At 54.2% G+C, this 15,411-nt stretch carries 16 protein-coding genes and 1 pseudogene; 15 read left to right on the forward strand and 2 right to left on the reverse strand.

Translation table 11 applies throughout. From position 1 onward, the window contains the following. Window positions 1–9: 9 nt before the first annotated feature. The 9 genes from J8X26_RS16180 to J8X26_RS16220 all read left to right on the forward strand — a co-directional run bounded on the left by J8X26_RS16180 (window position 10) and on the right by J8X26_RS16220 (window position 8,695). A complete protein-coding gene (locus J8X26_RS16180) occupies window positions 10–867 on the forward strand; it encodes a DeoR/GlpR family DNA-binding transcription regulator (protein ID WP_152327772.1) in 858 nt (285 codons plus the stop codon). Between the two features lie 18 nt (window positions 868–885). Next, window positions 886–1,872 (forward strand): substrate-binding domain-containing protein, encoded by a 987-nt coding sequence (locus J8X26_RS16185; protein WP_206738862.1) that lies wholly within the window; start codon window positions 886–888, stop codon window positions 1,870–1,872. Between the two features lie 2 nt (window positions 1,873–1,874). Beyond that, window positions 1,875–3,407 carry a sugar ABC transporter ATP-binding protein gene (locus J8X26_RS16190; protein WP_152327773.1) on the forward strand — a complete coding sequence of 511 codons (1,533 nt, stop codon included), beginning with the start codon at window positions 1,875–1,877 and terminating at the stop codon, window positions 3,405–3,407. After that, the gene (locus J8X26_RS16195) at window positions 3,400–4,374 is read left to right on the forward strand and encodes an ABC transporter permease (RefSeq protein ID WP_208951395.1); all 975 of its coding nucleotides are present in this window, start codon (window positions 3,400–3,402) and stop codon (window positions 4,372–4,374) included. Before J8X26_RS16190 ends, J8X26_RS16195 begins: the two co-directional genes overlap by 8 nt. A gap of 11 nt (window positions 4,375–4,385) precedes the next feature. After that, window positions 4,386–5,459 (forward strand): ABC transporter permease, encoded by a 1,074-nt coding sequence (locus tag J8X26_RS16200; protein ID WP_208951396.1) that lies wholly within the window; start codon window positions 4,386–4,388, stop codon window positions 5,457–5,459. Between the two features lie 37 nt (window positions 5,460–5,496). Beyond that, window positions 5,497–6,177, forward strand: coding sequence for a D-allulose 6-phosphate 3-epimerase (gene alsE, locus J8X26_RS16205; protein ID WP_208951397.1), 681 nt, complete (start codon window positions 5,497–5,499; stop codon window positions 6,175–6,177). Window positions 6,178–6,192: 15 nt separating this feature from the next. Continuing rightward, window positions 6,193–7,125, forward strand: a complete 933-nt coding sequence (gene alsK, locus J8X26_RS16210; protein ID WP_208951398.1) for an allose kinase — start codon at window positions 6,193–6,195, stop codon at window positions 7,123–7,125. Beyond that, on the forward strand, window positions 7,122–8,054 hold the full coding sequence (rbsK, locus tag J8X26_RS16215) for a ribokinase (RefSeq protein ID WP_165059189.1): 933 nt from the start codon (window positions 7,122–7,124) through the stop codon (window positions 8,052–8,054). The genes alsK and rbsK overlap by 4 nt, the downstream gene beginning before the upstream one ends. A 158-nt stretch (window positions 8,055–8,212) precedes the next feature. Then, entirely contained in the window at window positions 8,213–8,695 is a 483-nt protein-coding gene (locus J8X26_RS16220; RefSeq protein ID WP_208951399.1) for an Hcp family type VI secretion system effector, read from the forward strand. Window positions 8,696–8,719: 24 nt separating this feature from the next. Here J8X26_RS16220 and J8X26_RS16225 read toward each other — a convergent pair whose 3' ends face one another. Beyond that, entirely contained in the window at window positions 8,720–9,025 is a 306-nt protein-coding gene (locus J8X26_RS16225) for a DUF1493 family protein (protein ID WP_374101287.1), read from the reverse strand. After that, entirely contained in the window at window positions 9,025–9,471 is a 447-nt protein-coding gene (locus J8X26_RS16230; protein ID WP_208951400.1) for an STM2901 family protein, read from the reverse strand. Before J8X26_RS16230 ends, J8X26_RS16225 begins: the two co-directional genes overlap by 1 nt. Window positions 9,472–9,904: 433 nt before the next feature. Between J8X26_RS16230 and J8X26_RS16235 the strand changes: the two genes are divergently transcribed. The 6 genes and pseudogenes from J8X26_RS16235 (at window position 9,905) to J8X26_RS16260 (ending at window position 15,379) form a co-directional block, all read left to right on the forward strand. After that, window positions 9,905–10,207 carry a hypothetical protein gene (locus J8X26_RS16235; RefSeq protein WP_208951401.1) on the forward strand — a complete coding sequence of 101 codons (303 nt, stop codon included), beginning with the start codon at window positions 9,905–9,907 and terminating at the stop codon, window positions 10,205–10,207. A gap of 166 nt (window positions 10,208–10,373) precedes the next feature. Next, window positions 10,374–11,246: a carbohydrate ABC transporter permease gene (locus J8X26_RS16240; protein WP_152327781.1), complete on the forward strand. Its 873-nt coding sequence runs from the start codon at window positions 10,374–10,376 to the stop codon at window positions 11,244–11,246. Then, on the forward strand, window positions 11,236–12,135 hold the full coding sequence (locus J8X26_RS16245; RefSeq protein WP_208951402.1) for a carbohydrate ABC transporter permease: 900 nt from the start codon (window positions 11,236–11,238) through the stop codon (window positions 12,133–12,135). The genes J8X26_RS16240 and J8X26_RS16245 overlap by 11 nt, the downstream gene beginning before the upstream one ends. Before the next feature lie 11 nt (window positions 12,136–12,146). After that, on the forward strand, window positions 12,147–12,974 hold the full coding sequence (locus tag J8X26_RS16250) for a phosphodiesterase (RefSeq protein ID WP_165059199.1): 828 nt from the start codon (window positions 12,147–12,149) through the stop codon (window positions 12,972–12,974). After that, a pseudogene (locus tag J8X26_RS16255) lies at window positions 12,974–14,079 on the forward strand (ABC transporter ATP-binding protein). Before J8X26_RS16250 ends, J8X26_RS16255 begins: the two are co-directional and overlap by 1 nt. Then, window positions 14,072–15,379, forward strand: coding sequence for an ABC transporter substrate-binding protein (locus J8X26_RS16260; RefSeq protein WP_208951403.1), 1,308 nt, complete (start codon window positions 14,072–14,074; stop codon window positions 15,377–15,379). The pseudogene J8X26_RS16255 and the gene J8X26_RS16260 overlap by 8 nt, the downstream one beginning before the upstream one ends. The last annotated feature ends 32 nt before the right edge of the window (window positions 15,380–15,411 follow it).

Genomic DNA, 15,411 nt, shown 5'->3' on the forward strand with positions numbered 1-15,411 from the left:
AATCACCACATGCTGCCAGTAGAGCGACATCGTTTTATTACCGAAATTCTCACCCAGCGCGGACGCATTCTGGTGCAGGAAGTGGCGCAGTTATGCCGTATTTCGCTGGAAACGGCGCGGCGGGATCTGGCGCTGCTGGAAAAGCGCGGCGTGCTGTTACGCAGCCACGGCGGCGCGGTCTTTACGGAACATTCGGCGGGCGAAAAAACCTATGTACCGTCGCAGATTGAACAGGGCGAATCGTTTCGTGACCGCAGTAATCAGTCGCCTGACAGCAAAACGCGCATCGCCAAACGCGCATTGCAGCTGATTAATCCGGGTGACTGTCTGCTGCTCGACAGCAGTTCGACAAGCTGGTATCTGGCGCGTCAGTTGCCCGATATTCAGCTGGTGGTGCTGACCAACTCAGTGCAGATCATCCAGACGCTGTCGGTGAAAGCCAATGTGCGCACCATCGGTTTAGGCGGTGAATACTCGGCGAAATACGAAGATTTTGTCGGCGTGCTGGCCGAGCAAATGCTGAAAGAGTTCGTCATCAATAAACTGTTTTTCTCCTGTCACGGCATCAGCCACGAAGGCGGCATCCGTGAAAGCAATGAGCATCACGCGCGGCTGAAACAGCAAATGCTGCTTTCCTCCGAGCACAAAATTTTGCTGGCTGACTCCAGCAAATTCGGCCGCCGCTCTTTTGCGCGGATCTGCCACTACCGGGAAATCGACACACTGATAACAGACCATCTGGAGGATGAAGAATTCCGCCAGGAACTGGCCTGGAGCAACGTTAACGTGATTGAAGTTTCTCCGTCACCCCTACAGAAAAAAACTAAAAACAGCCGCAACGGTCCGTTAGCTGCGGCACATAACTGACCTCCTAGGAGAGTAAACATGATCAAGAAATCCGTTCTTGCCTGCCTGTTCGCGACAGCCATGTTGTCCCTGTCGGCACACGCGGCCGATAAAATTCGCATGGGCGTGGTGGTGAAAGTCGGCGGTAACGCCTGGTTCAACGCAATGGAAGCCGGGATCAAAAGTGAAGCGGCCAAACGCGGGATAGATGCGTGGCAGGTCGGGCCAACCAGCGCGGATCCGGCGTTGCAGGTGCGTGCGATTGAAGATCTGATTGCGCAAAAAGTAGATGTGATCGGCGTGGTGCCAAACGATGCCCGCGTGCTGGAGCCGGTGCTGAAACGCGCACACGACGCCGGCATCAAAGTCATTGTGCATGAATCGCCAGATCAGAAATATGCCGACTGGGATTTCGAAATGGTCGATGCCACGCAGCACGGCATTAACCACATGATCGCCCTCGCACAATGTATGAAAGAAAAAGGCGATTACGCGGTGTATGTCGGCAGCCTGACTGTGCCTTTGCATCAGAAATGGGCCGATGCGGCCATCAATTATCAAAAAGAACATTATCCGAACATGCATCTGGTCGGCGACAAATTCGGTGTCGGCGAATCACTCGATGACAGTATCCGTACCACCAACGACCTGATGTCTAAAGACGCCAACCTGAAAGGCATTCTGGCGATCGGTTCACAAGGACCGATCGGCGCAGGCCGTGCGGTGCTTAACCGCGGCAAAACCGATGATGTCTGCGTCTTCGGGCCATTCAGTCCGGGTCAGGGTGCAAGCCTGGTGAAAGCCGGTGCCATCAAAGGCGGCTTTATCTGGAACCCGATGGTGGCCGGTGAAGTCTTTGTGCGCATCGCCGAGAAGCTGGAAAAAGGCGAAAAAATCACTGACGGCATGACCATTGAAGGCATGGGCAAAGTGAAAGTCGATGAAGCCACGCGCACCATTCTGGGCAACGAAACCGAGAGTCTGGATAAAGCCAACCTGCCGAAACTGGTCAAAATGGGGCTGTAATCATGGCAATCTCCGGGATCATTCAAACAGACAACACGCCGCTGATTGATGTACAGAATCTGTCGGTGACCTTTGGCGGACAGCGCGCGCTTAACGATATTTCCCTGCGGCTGATGCCGGGGGAAGTTCACTGCCTGGCGGGCACCAACGGCTGCGGTAAAAGTACGTTGATCAAAGTGATCTCGGGGGTTTATCAGCCGGACAACGGTTGCCGGATCACGCTGGGTTCTGCCACGCAGGGGCTTTCGACGTTCAGCAAACTCAGCCCGGATCAGGCGCGGCAGTTTGGCGTTCAGGTGATTTATCAGGATCTTTCGCTGTTTCCGAACCTGAGCGTGTTTGAAAACATCGCCTTCGACCACAACCTGCAAGGGCTGATGGGTTGGTATCGCCCGTCACGTCTGCGCGACACCGCGCAGCGCATTCTGACTGAACTCAATTACACCTTAGACCTCGACAGCAAAGTCTCGGCGCTGCCGATTGCCCAGCGCCAGCAGGTGGCAATTTGCCGCGCGCTGGTCGCCGATGCGCGGTTAGTCATTATGGATGAACCGACCGCCTCGCTGACCCGCACCGAAGTGAATCAGCTGCTGCGCACCGTGCATTACCTGAAAAGCAAAGGCATCAGCGTGGTGTTCGTCAGCCATCGTCTCGACGAAGTGCTGGAGATTTCAGACAGCGTCACGGTCATTCGTGACGGCAAAAAAGTCGGCACTTTCCCGGCTTCTGAAGTCAGCAGCGAACGCCTGACCGAGCTGATGACCGGCCTCAGACTCGATTACCGCCTGAAAGCCGCCAACATGAATGACGAACGCATCATGCTGGAAGCCGACAAACTCACCCGCGAAGGCCAGTACCACGATGTCAGTTTCAAACTGCACGCTGGCGAAGTGCTCGGCCTGTGCGGCCTGCTCGGTTCCGGGCGCACCGAACTGGCGCTCAGCCTGTTTGGTATGACCAAACCGGACAGTGGAAAAATTTACCTCGACAGCAAACCGGTACGTTTTCGCAGCCACGAAGACGCGATCAAATCCGGCATCGGCTATGTCTCGGAAGACAGGCTGACGCTGGGACTGATCCAGCAACAATCGGTCGGCGACAACACCGTGCTGGCGATCATGGATCAGCTGCGCAGCCGTTTTCATCTGATCGACGAATATCGCAAAAACAAAATCATCCAGCAGTGGATCGAAAAACTCGGCGTCAAAGTCGCTAATCCTGATCAGGCGATTTCCACGCTGTCCGGCGGGAATCAGCAAAAGATCGTGCTGGCAAAATGGGTACTGACGCAGCCCAAAATCCTGATCCTCGATTCACCGACCGTCGGCGTGGACGTCGGCGCGAAAGCCAGTATTTACCAGCTGGTGCATCAGCTGGCGGAAGAGGGCATTTCGATCCTGCTGATTTCCGACGAAGTGCCGGAAGTGTATTTCAACTGCGACCGCGTGCTGCATTTCTCCGAAGGCACAGTGAAGGGCGAATATCTTCCGGGCGCGATTACTCAGCAACAGCTTGCGGAGGCGGTCAATGCTTAAGCTCAGCCGGTTACGCCCGTCCAGCAATGAAGGTTATTTAGCCTGGGTTTTGCTGGTGGTTATCGTCACGTTTTCCCTGCTCACCAATCAGTTTCTGACGCTTCAGAACCTGCTCGATCTGACCGAAAGCTACGCCGTCAGCGGCATTTTTGCCCTCGGATTATTTGTGGTGCTGGTCACCGGAGGCATTGATATTTCGTTCGCCGCCGTGGCGTCCGTCGTGCAGTACCTCATCGCCACCCTGGCCATTCATTACGGCCTGAGCAGTCCGGCCGGCAGCATTTTACTGGCGATCGCGATCGGCACCGTCCTCGGGATGATCAACGCCATCCTGATCTACTGCCTGCGCATTGTCTCGATCATCGTCACCATCAGCATGCAGTCACTGCTGTTCGGCATGCTGATGTGGCTGACCAACGGCACCAGCCTCTATGACCTGCCGGACTGGCTGACCACGCCGATCCGTGTGCTGCCCTTCAGCGTCGGCGAGCAGCACTATCAGGTGGGTTTGCCGGTGGTAGTGATGCTGGCAGTCGCCGGACTGAGCTGGATCCTGCTCAACAAAACCCATCTGGGACGCCAGCTGTTTGCCGTCGGCGGTGATCAGGAATCCGCGCGTCGTATCGGGATCCGTGTCGGGTTATTGCATCTGTTTGCGTACGGTTATCTCGGCGCGATGGCGGCGATTGGCGGCCTGGTACAGGTGTATCGCGTCGGTGAAGTGGTGCCGAATGCGCTGGTCGGCGGCGAGCTGGATGTGCTCGGCGGCGCCAGCCTTAACGGCGGCAAAGGCAGCGTGGTCGGCACACTGATGGGCGTGTTCCTGATTGGCGTGCTGAAAAACGGCCTCAACCTGATCGGTGTCTCCAGCTACTTCATGAATATCGTCATCGGCGTGGTGATTGTCGCGGCCATCACCGTCACCCATTACAAGAAACGCAAAGAAACCGAAGTCGGCTTCGCCTGAGGAAAACCGCTATGTTCGCGAAAAGCAGAAATGTGAATCTTAAAGACCGGCCACGGCTGAAAATGGCTTCCCTGAAAATAGACAACACTACCCTGGGATTATCGCTGTTGTTGCTGGTGGTCATTATCGGTTTCAGCCTGGCGATGCCGGGGCGTTTCTTCAGTGACGCCACCTTTATGAGTGTCGCCTTCCAGTTGCCGGAACTGGGTTTACTGACGCTGGCGATGTTTATTCCGATCCTCAGCGGTGGCCTGAACCTGTGCATTATCGCCACCGCTAACCTGACCAGTTTACTGATGGCGTGGGTGTTTCTCACCTGGCTGCCGCCGGATGCCAGCATGGCGATGCAGGCGGTCTGGCTGACGGTGGCACTGATCGGCGCAATGATTCTGGCGCTGGTCATCGGCATGCTGACCGGTGCGCTGGTGGCCTACGTCGGGGCGCATCCGATTCTGGTCACGCTCGCCACCATGACGATGGTGAACGGCGTTGGCATCTATCTCTCACGCGGCGCGGCCATCAGCGGAATGCCCGACATCGTGCGCTTTATCGGCGCGGAAACCCTGCTCGGCGTGCCGGTTCCGTTAATCATCTTTCTGCTGACGGCGGTGTTCATCGCGGTATTCCTCGAACGCACGCGCATGGGCAAATACATCTACATGAGCGGCAGCAACATCAATGCCACCCATTTCAGCGGCGTGAATACCCACCGCGTGCTGATCGCCATCTACGTAATTTCCAGCATGTTATGCGTGATTGCCGGGCTGATTATGATGGCGCGTTTCAACTCGGCGCGCATGGGCTACGGCGACTCGTATCTGCTGCTGACAGTACTCGCCATCATTCTCGGCGGCACGGATCCCAACGGCGGTTTCGGCAAAGTGGCGGGCGTGGTGCTCTCGCTGATTGTCCTCCAGGTGATTTCAACCGGCCTGAATCTGTTGAACGTCAGCCCGCATTTCAGCCTGGCGATGTGGGGCGCGGTACTGATTGTGGTGCTGGCGCTGAAATTCTTCCGCAGCCGTTTTCTGCAAAAAAGGGCGGGGCGAATGAGCGCTGCCAAAGCGCGGGCGGCTCAACCTTAAACACCTTTTAAAATTGCCTCTGACTTAGGAAAACATCATGGAATACAAAATTTCTCCGTCGCTGATGTGCATGAGCCTGATCGACATCAAACAGCAACTCGAAGTGCTGAACCGCCGCGCTGACATGCTGCACATCGACATCATGGACGGCCATTACGTCAAAAACATCACGCTGTCGCCGTTCTTTATCGAACAGATCCGCCCGCATACGCCGCTGGTTCTGGACGTGCATATGATGGTGGAAAATCCGTCCGACTTTATCGAACCGATAGCCAAAGCCGGTGCTGATTTTATTTGCCCGCACGCCGAAACCATCAATCGCGACGCGTTCCGTATCATTAACCAGATCCGTTCTCTGGGTAAAAAGGTCGGCGTGGTACTTAACCCTGCGACGCCGGTGGAATACATCCAGCACTACATTCATCTGCTGGATAAAATTACCGTCATGACCGTCGATCCGGGCTATGCCGGGCAGCCGTTCATCCCGGAAATGCTGGGGAAAATTGCTCAGCTGCGCGATCTCAAACAGCAAAAAGGCTACCGCTATCTGATCGAAATCGACGGATCCTGCAACTTGCGGACGTATCAGGATCTGATGTCTGCGGGCGCGGAAGTGTTGATCGTCGGCAGTTCCGGCCTGTTCACGCTCGACAGCGATCTGGATATTGCCTGGGACAAAATGCTCGATCAGATGCGTCAGGCGCGTCACGCAGCCTGAGGGCAGGAGAGCCGTATGCCGCACTTTCTTGGAGTGGATGTCGGGGGCACCAATACCCGTTTAATGCTGATGGACAGCCAGCAAAATTTTCGCGGCTACCACAAAACCCCGACGCAAAGTTGGGCAGGGCAAAGTGATCCGCTGAGCGGGCTGGAAGCACTGATCCGCGGGTATCTGGATGCGCAGGATCCGCATCATCAGGTGGCACAGGTGATGCTCGGTTTGCCGGGGATCTTGTCCCGTGACCGGCAAACCGTGTTATCGCTGCCGTTTATTTCCGCGCTGGATAATCAGCCGGTCGCGGAGCAGCTTGCGCAGCGACTGCATCTGCCGGTGACGATGGATAAAGACGTTAACCATCTGATGTGGTGGGATTTACTTCAGCACGACACGCTGCCTGACGTCGCCGTCGGCCTGTATCTGGGCACCGGTCTGGGCAACAGTTTGTGGATTAACGGCGATTTTTATCACGGTGCGCACGGCGGTGCGGGCGAGCTCGGGCATATTCCGCTGGCAGGCAATCCGCTGCTGTGCCCTTGCGGAAAAACCGGCTGCGTCGAGACGCTGACGTCCGGCAACTGGCTCACCGGCTGGGCGCGGCAGCATGCGCCGCACACGCCGTTTGCTGACCTGTTTGTGTATCACGCCGGGCATGTGGATTTAACCGAATTTGTGGCACGACTGGCACGCACCGTCGCCAGTGAAATGAACATTCTGGATCCCGAATACTTAGTGCTGGGCGGCGGCGTGCTGGCGATGGAAAACTTCCCGCTGGCTGAACTCGAACAGCAATTACGCAGCCATTTACGCAGTCCGTATCCGGCGACGGGTCTGAAGATCCACTTCAGCGCCGTCACCGACGAAACCGGTTGCCGTGGCGCGTGTTTAGCCGCACAGCGCATTTTTCAGTCGCAGTCACGACCGTTTTCTTTCAGGAGAGAGGCATGAAAAAAGGCAAGGTATGCGTATTTGGTTCTTTCAACCTCGACATTGTCGCTGGCATGGCGCGTTTCCCCAAGCCGGGAGAATCCCTGATTGCGCGCAACAGCATGATGGGCGCGGGCGGAAAGGGCGCGAATCAGGCGGTTGCCGCCCTGCGCGCCGGTGCGCGGGTGCATTACATCGGGAAAGTCGGGCGTGATGATTTCGGCATGTTTGCCCGCCGCCACCTCGACAACGCCGGTTTCGACGCTGTCACGCTGTTTTCCACCAGCGAATGCCCGACCGGCAACGCGCTGATTTACGTCGCCGGTGCGGACGCGGAAAACATGATTGCGGTCGATCCTGGCGCCAATCTGACGGTCACCGACGAAGAGGTCGAACAATGCCGTCCGGCGGTAGCCGCTGCGGATATCCTGCTGACGCAGCTGGAAAATAATCTTCCGGCTATCGAAAAACTGATCAACATCGCCAGGGAAAACGGGACATACATTATCCTCAATCCCGCGCCGTTCCAGCCGGTTTCCGACCACCTGCTGGCGCAGGTCGATTTGCTCACGCCCAACGCCACTGAATGCACATTACTGACCGGCATTGAGGTTCACGATATTCCATCCGCTAAGTGCGCCGCCCTCGCGCTGCACGCTAAAGGCATTCAGGCACTGATCGTCACGCTCGGCACGCAGGGCGCACTGCTTTCCGTGAATGGCGAAACGCAAATCATCGCCGCCTGCCCGGCCACACCGGTCGATACCACCGGCGCTGGCGATGCTTTCAACGGCGCATTAGCCTCGCAGCTCGCCGCCGGTTCCACGCTTTCAGAAGCCGCGCAATTTGCCTCCGCCTACGCATCCGTTTGTGTGGAAAGAGCAGGGGCTGCGGCATCAATGCCGACCTATGAAGAAGCACGGGAAAGGATGGGTGTTGGTGTGGTTTGACTGGGTTTTCTTCAGCAAAAAAGAGCGTGCGCGACGTATAAGTAATAATTATAAGTCATTGTAATAAATGCAATTAAATGGATTTTAATGAGGTTTTTTGCTTGTGATTAAACAAGGCTGGAGTAAGTTAGCCATAACTTTTATAAGGAGATAGGAAAATGGCTATTCCAGCTTACCTGTGGCTAAAAGATGATGGCGGCGCCCTGATCAAGGGCGCGGTGGACGTTAAAGACAGAGAATACAGTATTGAAGTTAAAGGGTTTCATCATAACGTGATGATCCCAACGGACAGTGCCACCGGAAAAGTAACGGGTACACGGATGCATTCATCTATGCTTGTCGTGAAAGATTTTGATTCATCGAGCCCGTATCTCTTTAAGGCGGTTGCAACGGGCCAAAATCTCGAGTCCGCGGAAATTCGCTGGTACAAGATTAACGATGCCGGACAAGAAGTTGAATACTTCAATATGATGTTAGAAAAGGTTCGTATTGTTTCGATATCCCCAACGATGGGGGCTTCTGATAATCCAAATGATAATCACATGGAATCTGTTGAACTGCGGTATGAAAAAATTACGTGGAAACATAAAGACGGGAATATTATTTTCTCTGATGCATGGAACGACCGCCAGACGGCATAAATAAAAAAGGGGCCATTATGCCCCTTACTGATATAACCATTTCCCCGCTTTTGCTGATTCAATAATCATTCCCACCGTGAGCGGTTTATATTCTTTGCGCTGGAATTTTTTCCACAATAACCAAACAGGCCACTCTGGTTCGAAGTAATCATCGAGATTGAAGTTGTTGTGTCCGATGCCGTATCGAGTGAACAGGTCAACTAACATTTCTTCTAACTCTTCCTGAACAAAATTAAAGTGTTCCTGAAATGTCCATTCTTTACCGACGGGCTGTTTCCTGAAGCTATATTTCTCAGTTATGTAGTTTAGGATTTCGTTTTCATCGAACATCAGAAATAGGTCCATGGAATGCGGTCGTCAGGCCGCGCAATCAGATTATATTTATTCCGGGTTTCTTTTGCGACAATTGAAAAAACTATCATTGCCTGAACATATCCTACGTACGGAACATATCGCCCTACGGCTGTGCCGACCCTGATTGTCCATCGGGTTTTCCATATTCCTACGGGTGTTTCAACGGGCTCAATAAAATGCATATCCTTAAATATCCTGCGGGACATTTTAGACGCAACACTGGTACCCCATGATGACTTGCCTAATCCTTTCTTTTTAGGAATAAGCGGCCAGCCTGAAAGAATGGTGGCAGCGGTTTCAATCGCCAAACCTTCATGTTTTGAAAATTCTTCCAAAAATATTAACCAGAATAACTCCTGAGCCGATACATTTTCATGCCCATGATAAAAATACGTCCCGTTTAGCTCTTCTGTTGTATCCATTACCTATGTTCCCTGTTCGCATACGAGGTTCGCGATAGTAGCACTTAAAAATGGGCATTAAATTAGCAAGGCAGATAGGTTCAATTCTTCCTGACAGGGGGCGAGCAGGAGTCATTCCTGAGAGACGCCTTCCAATTATCAAAGTAACTTCCTGTAAATCCATACAGTCTGTTTCATTGGCAAAATCATCGGAATATAGTCCCCTCGCTGCGGCAAAATCCGTAGCCGGAATTAGCGTTCTGATCACATCTGTTGGCGGCATATGTAATAATGCTGTTCGCTTTGACTCACCCCAAATTATGGTGGTTCAGGCGGGGGCTTCTTAGGAAGCGCCGGTTTTCCGAGAGTGCCGGTAACGCTAACCCTGTCTGAGCTGCCACCCGATATTAGCGTTTCGAGTGGCCGAAATTAAATTCACTCTCGAGGTTTTAAAATGACAACAACCGAAACCCAATACCCTGAAAACTCCATCACCGCTTTTCGCACTTTGATTTCCGATATGGATCTCAGCAACTTCACCGAACCCCAGCTTTATGACCTTGGTGCGGTCGCCTCTGAATCTGCCGAAGGCCTTTGCCATGGTTTGCTCTGTCTGAGCGAAGGTCTGGAAAGCGGGGAGCTTTTGCCGCCGGCAGGTGTGGCGCAGGTGAGCGCGTACATCAAAGCTACGGCGCATGTTTTGCCTGCTTTGTTTGAGTTGTCGGAAAAAGCCGGGAACGCGCTGGCGAGGTCATGAGTTCAGGGGTAACGATTTTAAGGACGGCAATACGGCGGTCTTTTCATCCTATTTGTTCAGTAACATTCGCTCATTTTTCATTCAAATAACCATCACACTTCCGCCATGTAACTGACACATAGGCAGGACAGGATAGGCACCTTATTTCGCTGACCGGTATCCTGTAATGCGCCGCACGTTGTTTCCTTATCTTATTTTGCTGCCGACGCTGATTTTTCTGTTTCTGTTCACCTATTACCCTTTATTTCAGTCAGCGATGGACAGCCTGTTTGACAGCCGTCTGTCGTCGGACGCACCGCCGTTTGTCGGTCTGCAAAACTATCTGCGTCTGGTGCAGGATCCCGTTTTCTGGCGTGCACTGCTCAATAACCTGGCTTACATCCTGATGACCGTCGTGCCCGGTATCGTGCTGGCGCTGCTGCTGGCCGTTGCGCTGTGGGAAAACACTTCGCTCAACCGCTGGCTGCGTACCGCGTTTTTCTTTCCGATGATTATCCCGCTGGTCAGCGCAGCAACCCTGTGGCTGTTCATTTTTATGCCCGGCATGGGGCTGCTGGATTACACCCTGGCGAAAATGTTCGGGCCGATGAATAACAACTATCTCGGTATGAGCAACAGTGCGCTGATTGCCCTGAGCGTTATCGGTGTATGGAAATTTGCCGGGTATTACATGCTGTTTTTCCTCGCCGGATTGCAGTCGATTCCCGCTTCTGCCCGTGAAGCGGCGCTGATGGAAGGGGCGTCGCGCCCGCAGGTTTTCTTCTACGTCACCCTGCCGCTGCTGCGCCCGACCATCAGTTTTGTGGTCACTATTGCGCTGATTTATTCCATTACTCAGATCGACCACGTCGCCGTGATGACGCAGGGGGGCCCGAATAATGCCACCACCGTGCTGCTGTATTACATCCAGAGTCTCGCCAATGACACCCACGATTTAGGCAAGGCCTCGGCGGCGACTTTCCTCACGCTTGTGCTGTTGTTTGGTTTTTCGATGCTGAATCTGCGTGTGCTGGAAAAAGGAGCTCACTATGAGCGTTGAAACGTCTGAAGCGCCGGTGATGACCGGTAAAAAATCGCCGGCGGGTGCGCGTTCGCCGTCGATGTTATTGCGTGGTGCGCGTCGTTCGACATTGCCGGTTTTACTGCTGTGCGCGGCGTTTTTATGGATGGCACCGTTCCTGTGGATGCTGTCGTCGGCGTTCAGTGAAAGCAGTTTTTCGCCAGATATGGCCTCGTTACTGCCGCGCTTTCCGCTGACACTGCAAAACTTCCGTGAGGCATGGGACAGCGCTGACTGGCTGAGGCTTTACGCCAATACGATCTTCTTCTCCTTCGGCACGTTTCTGGTTCAGCTGGTGACCATCACCACCGCCGGTTATGTCTTCGCGTATCACGAATTTCGCGGCAAACAGACGCTGTTCTACCTGCTGCTCATCCAGCTGATGATCATGCCGGTCATCATGATGGTGCCGAACATGATGATCCTCAAACAGTTCGGGCTGCTCAACACACTGACCGGCGTGATGATGCCGTACTTCGCGTCGGCATTTGGCGTGTTCCTGATGCGTCAGGCGTTTCTCAGTATTCCCCGTGAAATCGAAGAAGCTGCTCTGATGGAAGGCTGCTGCTGGTGGCAGGTGGTGTTCCGCGTGCTGATCCCGATGTCATGGCCCGCCATTCTCGCCTTTGCGACCGTCAGCATTACCTATCACTGGAATGAATATTTATGGCCGCTGATGGTGCTTAACGATCCGGATAAACAGGTGCTGACCGTCGGGCTGGTGTCCTTTGCGATGGGCGCGGAATCGGGCGGCCAGTGGGGATTGATTACTGCCGGAACGCTGATGGTGTGCCTGCCACTGATGCTGGCGTTCATTATTTTTCAGAAACAGTTCCTGAAAAGCTTTGGCTTCTCGGGCATTAAATAAAGGAGTCATCCATGTTTTTAGCTCAGATTTCTGACATGCACTTTCGCAGCCATGGTCGCAAATTGTATGACTTTATCGATGTGAACGGCTGTAATGCCGAAGTGGTCAGCCAGCTGAATGCGCTGGAAGAACAACCGGATGCGGTGGTGATCACCGGCGATATCGTCAACTGTGGCCTGCCGCAGGAATATGAAGTTGCGCGCCGCACGCTGGGCAATCTGCGCTATCCGCTGTTTATTATTCCGGGCAATCACGATGACAAAGTGCAGTTTCTGGAAGCGCTGCATCCGCTGTGTCCGCAGCTAGGCACCGATCCGCAAAATATGCGTTATGCCATTGATGATTTCCCGATGCGTCTGCTGTTTGTGGATTCCAGCCTGGCCGGTGAATCAAAAGGGTTCCTGACGCTGGAAACGCTGGCGTGGCTGGAAGGTCAGCTGGAGCAGGGCGGCGGGAAACCGACGGCAGTGTTTATGCACCATCCGCCGGTGAAGGTCGGTTCGGCGCAAATGGACGCGATTTCCTGCGAAAACGGCGACCAGCTGCTGGCTCTGATTGACCGCTTCCCGTCGCTGGTTCGCGTGTTCTGCGGCCATACGCACCGCCTGATTTTCACCCAGTACAAACAGGCGATCATCACCACCATTCCCGGTACTGTGCATCAGGTGCCGTATTACCATCATAATCCCGCGCCGTTCTATAACCTCGAACCGGCGGCCTGCGTCATGCACCGTCTGGTGGATAACACCGGGCTGGTCAGTTATCTGCATCCGCTGTCGCAATATCCGGGGCCGTATCTTTACGATGCACAAATCAGTTGTCCGGTGGATGAGCAATGATGTCGGGTATTCGTCTGGAAAATATTACCAAACAGTTTGAAGGCAGCACGGCGGTGAATCATCTGTCGCTGGAGATTGCCGACGGCGAATTTCTGGTGCTGGTCGGGCCGTCAGGTTGTGGCAAAAGTACCCTGCTGCGTTTGCTGGCCGGTCTGGAAGAGGTCAGCGACGGGCGCATTATGCTCGACGGTAATGACATCTCCGGTTTGCCGCCCCGCGAACGTAATTTTTCGATGATATTTCAGAACTACGCGCTGTTCCCGCACATGACCGTTGAGCAGAACATCACGTTCGGTATGCGGATGCGCAACGAGCCGAAAGATCAGCACAAGGCGCGTGTCGATCGCGTGGCCGGATTATTGCAGCTGGAACCGTTGCTGAAGCGCAAACCGGGAAAATTGTCCGGCGGACAGCGTCAGCGCGTGGCGATGGCCCGCGCGATAGTGCGCGATCCGAAGCTTTCCTGATGGATGAACCGCTGTCGAACCTCGATGCGCGCCTGCGTACCGAAGTCCGCGATGGGATTATGCAGCTGCATCAGCAGCTGAAAACCAGCACCGTGTATGTCACGCACGATCAGATGGAAGCCATGACCATGGCGGACAGGATCGCCGTGCTGGATAAAGGCCATCTGCAACAAATTGGCGCGCCGGAAACGCTGTACGCGCATCCGGCTAACCTGTTTGTCGCCGGATTTATCGGCACACCGTCGATGAATCTTTTTCTGCTGCCGTGCGCCGCAGGCGTGCTGACAGTCGAAAATCAGCCGGTGCGTCTTCCGCAGACTGACCACGCGCAGGCGCTTACTGAAGTGTATCTGGGCATCAGACCCGAACACCTCAGCGACCGCCCGGTGGAAGGAGAAAGCCTGCAATTGCAGGCCACACTGACCTATCGCGAACTGCTCGGCGCGGAGTATTTGTGCCATGCCGAGAGTGCGATTGGAAAAATTCGTTACGTTCGTAAAAACCAGCTGCGGGAAAACGTCGGGGAGATCCCACAACCCGGCGACCGCATCACTTTGCATTTCTCTTTGCACGACCTTCATCTTTTTTCAGGCCAAAACCAGCAGAACCTGCACCGGGAGAATCACCATCATGCGTAAAGTTCACGCACTGACGCTCGCCATTGGCTTAATTGCCACAGGCAGCGCCTTCGCCAAAGAAAATATCGATTTCATGTTCCCTGCGCCGGTTGACGGCAAGCTGACCATGGAAATGACCCGCGTTATCAAAGAGTTCAACCAGTCACAAAATGATGTCGAAGTGCGCGGCATTTTTACCGGCAGTTACGACACCACCAAAGTGAAAGCGGAAGCGGCGGCGAAATCCGGCCAGCCACCGGCGCTGGTGATCATGTCTGCTAACTTCACGGCAGATCTGGCGATCAAAAATGAAATTCTGCCGATGGACGAACTGTTCAAATTCGGCGATCAGAAAGCCACGCCATTCCTGACGCAAAACTTCTGGCCCGCCATGCGCCAGAATGCGCAGGTGAACGGCGTGACGTATGCCATTCCGTTCCATAACTCGACGCCAATTTTGTATTACAACAAAACGATGTTCGCCCGGGCGGGTATTACCGCGCCACCGAAAGACTGGGATGAATTGCTGGCAGATTCGAAAAAGCTGACGGATTCGGCGAAAGGCCAGTGGGGCATCATGTTGCCATCGACTAACGATGACTACGGCGGCTGGATTTTATCCGCGCTGGTGCGTGCCAACGGCGGGCAGTATTACAACGCCGATTACCCGGGCGAAGTGTATTACGACAAACCGTCCACGCTGGGCGCATTGCACTTCTGGCAGAACCTGGTTTATCGCGACAAAGTGATGCCTTCAGGCGTGCTGAATTCCAAACAAATCAGCGCAGCGTTCTTCTCTGGCAAACTGGGTATGGCGATGCTGAGCACCGGCGCGCTGGGCTTTATGCGTGAAAACACCAAAGATTTCGAGCTGGGGGTGGCGATGATGCCTTCCAAAGTGCGTAACGCAGTGACCATCGGCGGAGCGAGTCTGGTGAGCTTTAAAGGGATTTCCGACGATCAGAAAAAAGCGGCATACCAGTTCATGCAATATCTGGTCAGTCCGAAAGTGAACGGTGCCTGGAGCCGATTTACCGGTTATTTTTCACCGCGTATGGCGTCTTATGACACGCCGGAAATGAAAGATTATCTGGCAAAAGACCCGCGTGCGTCGATTGCACTGGAGCAGCTGAAATACGCTTATCCGTGGTATGCGACCTATGAAACCGTGGCGGTTCGACAGGCAATGGAAAACCAGCTGGCAGCGTTGGTAAACGACGAAAAAGTGACACCGGAAGCGGCGGCGGTGCAGGCACAGAAAGATGCTGACACCATCATGAAACCGTATGTTGATTCGACGGCGCTGACGGTACCGAAGTAAATTTTTTAAACGTCCTCCCCTGTGAAGGGGAG

This window comes from Rahnella sp. ChDrAdgB13 (assembly GCF_017655185.1).
GTDB classification, from domain to species: Bacteria; Pseudomonadota; Gammaproteobacteria; order Enterobacterales; family Enterobacteriaceae; genus Rahnella; species Rahnella contaminans.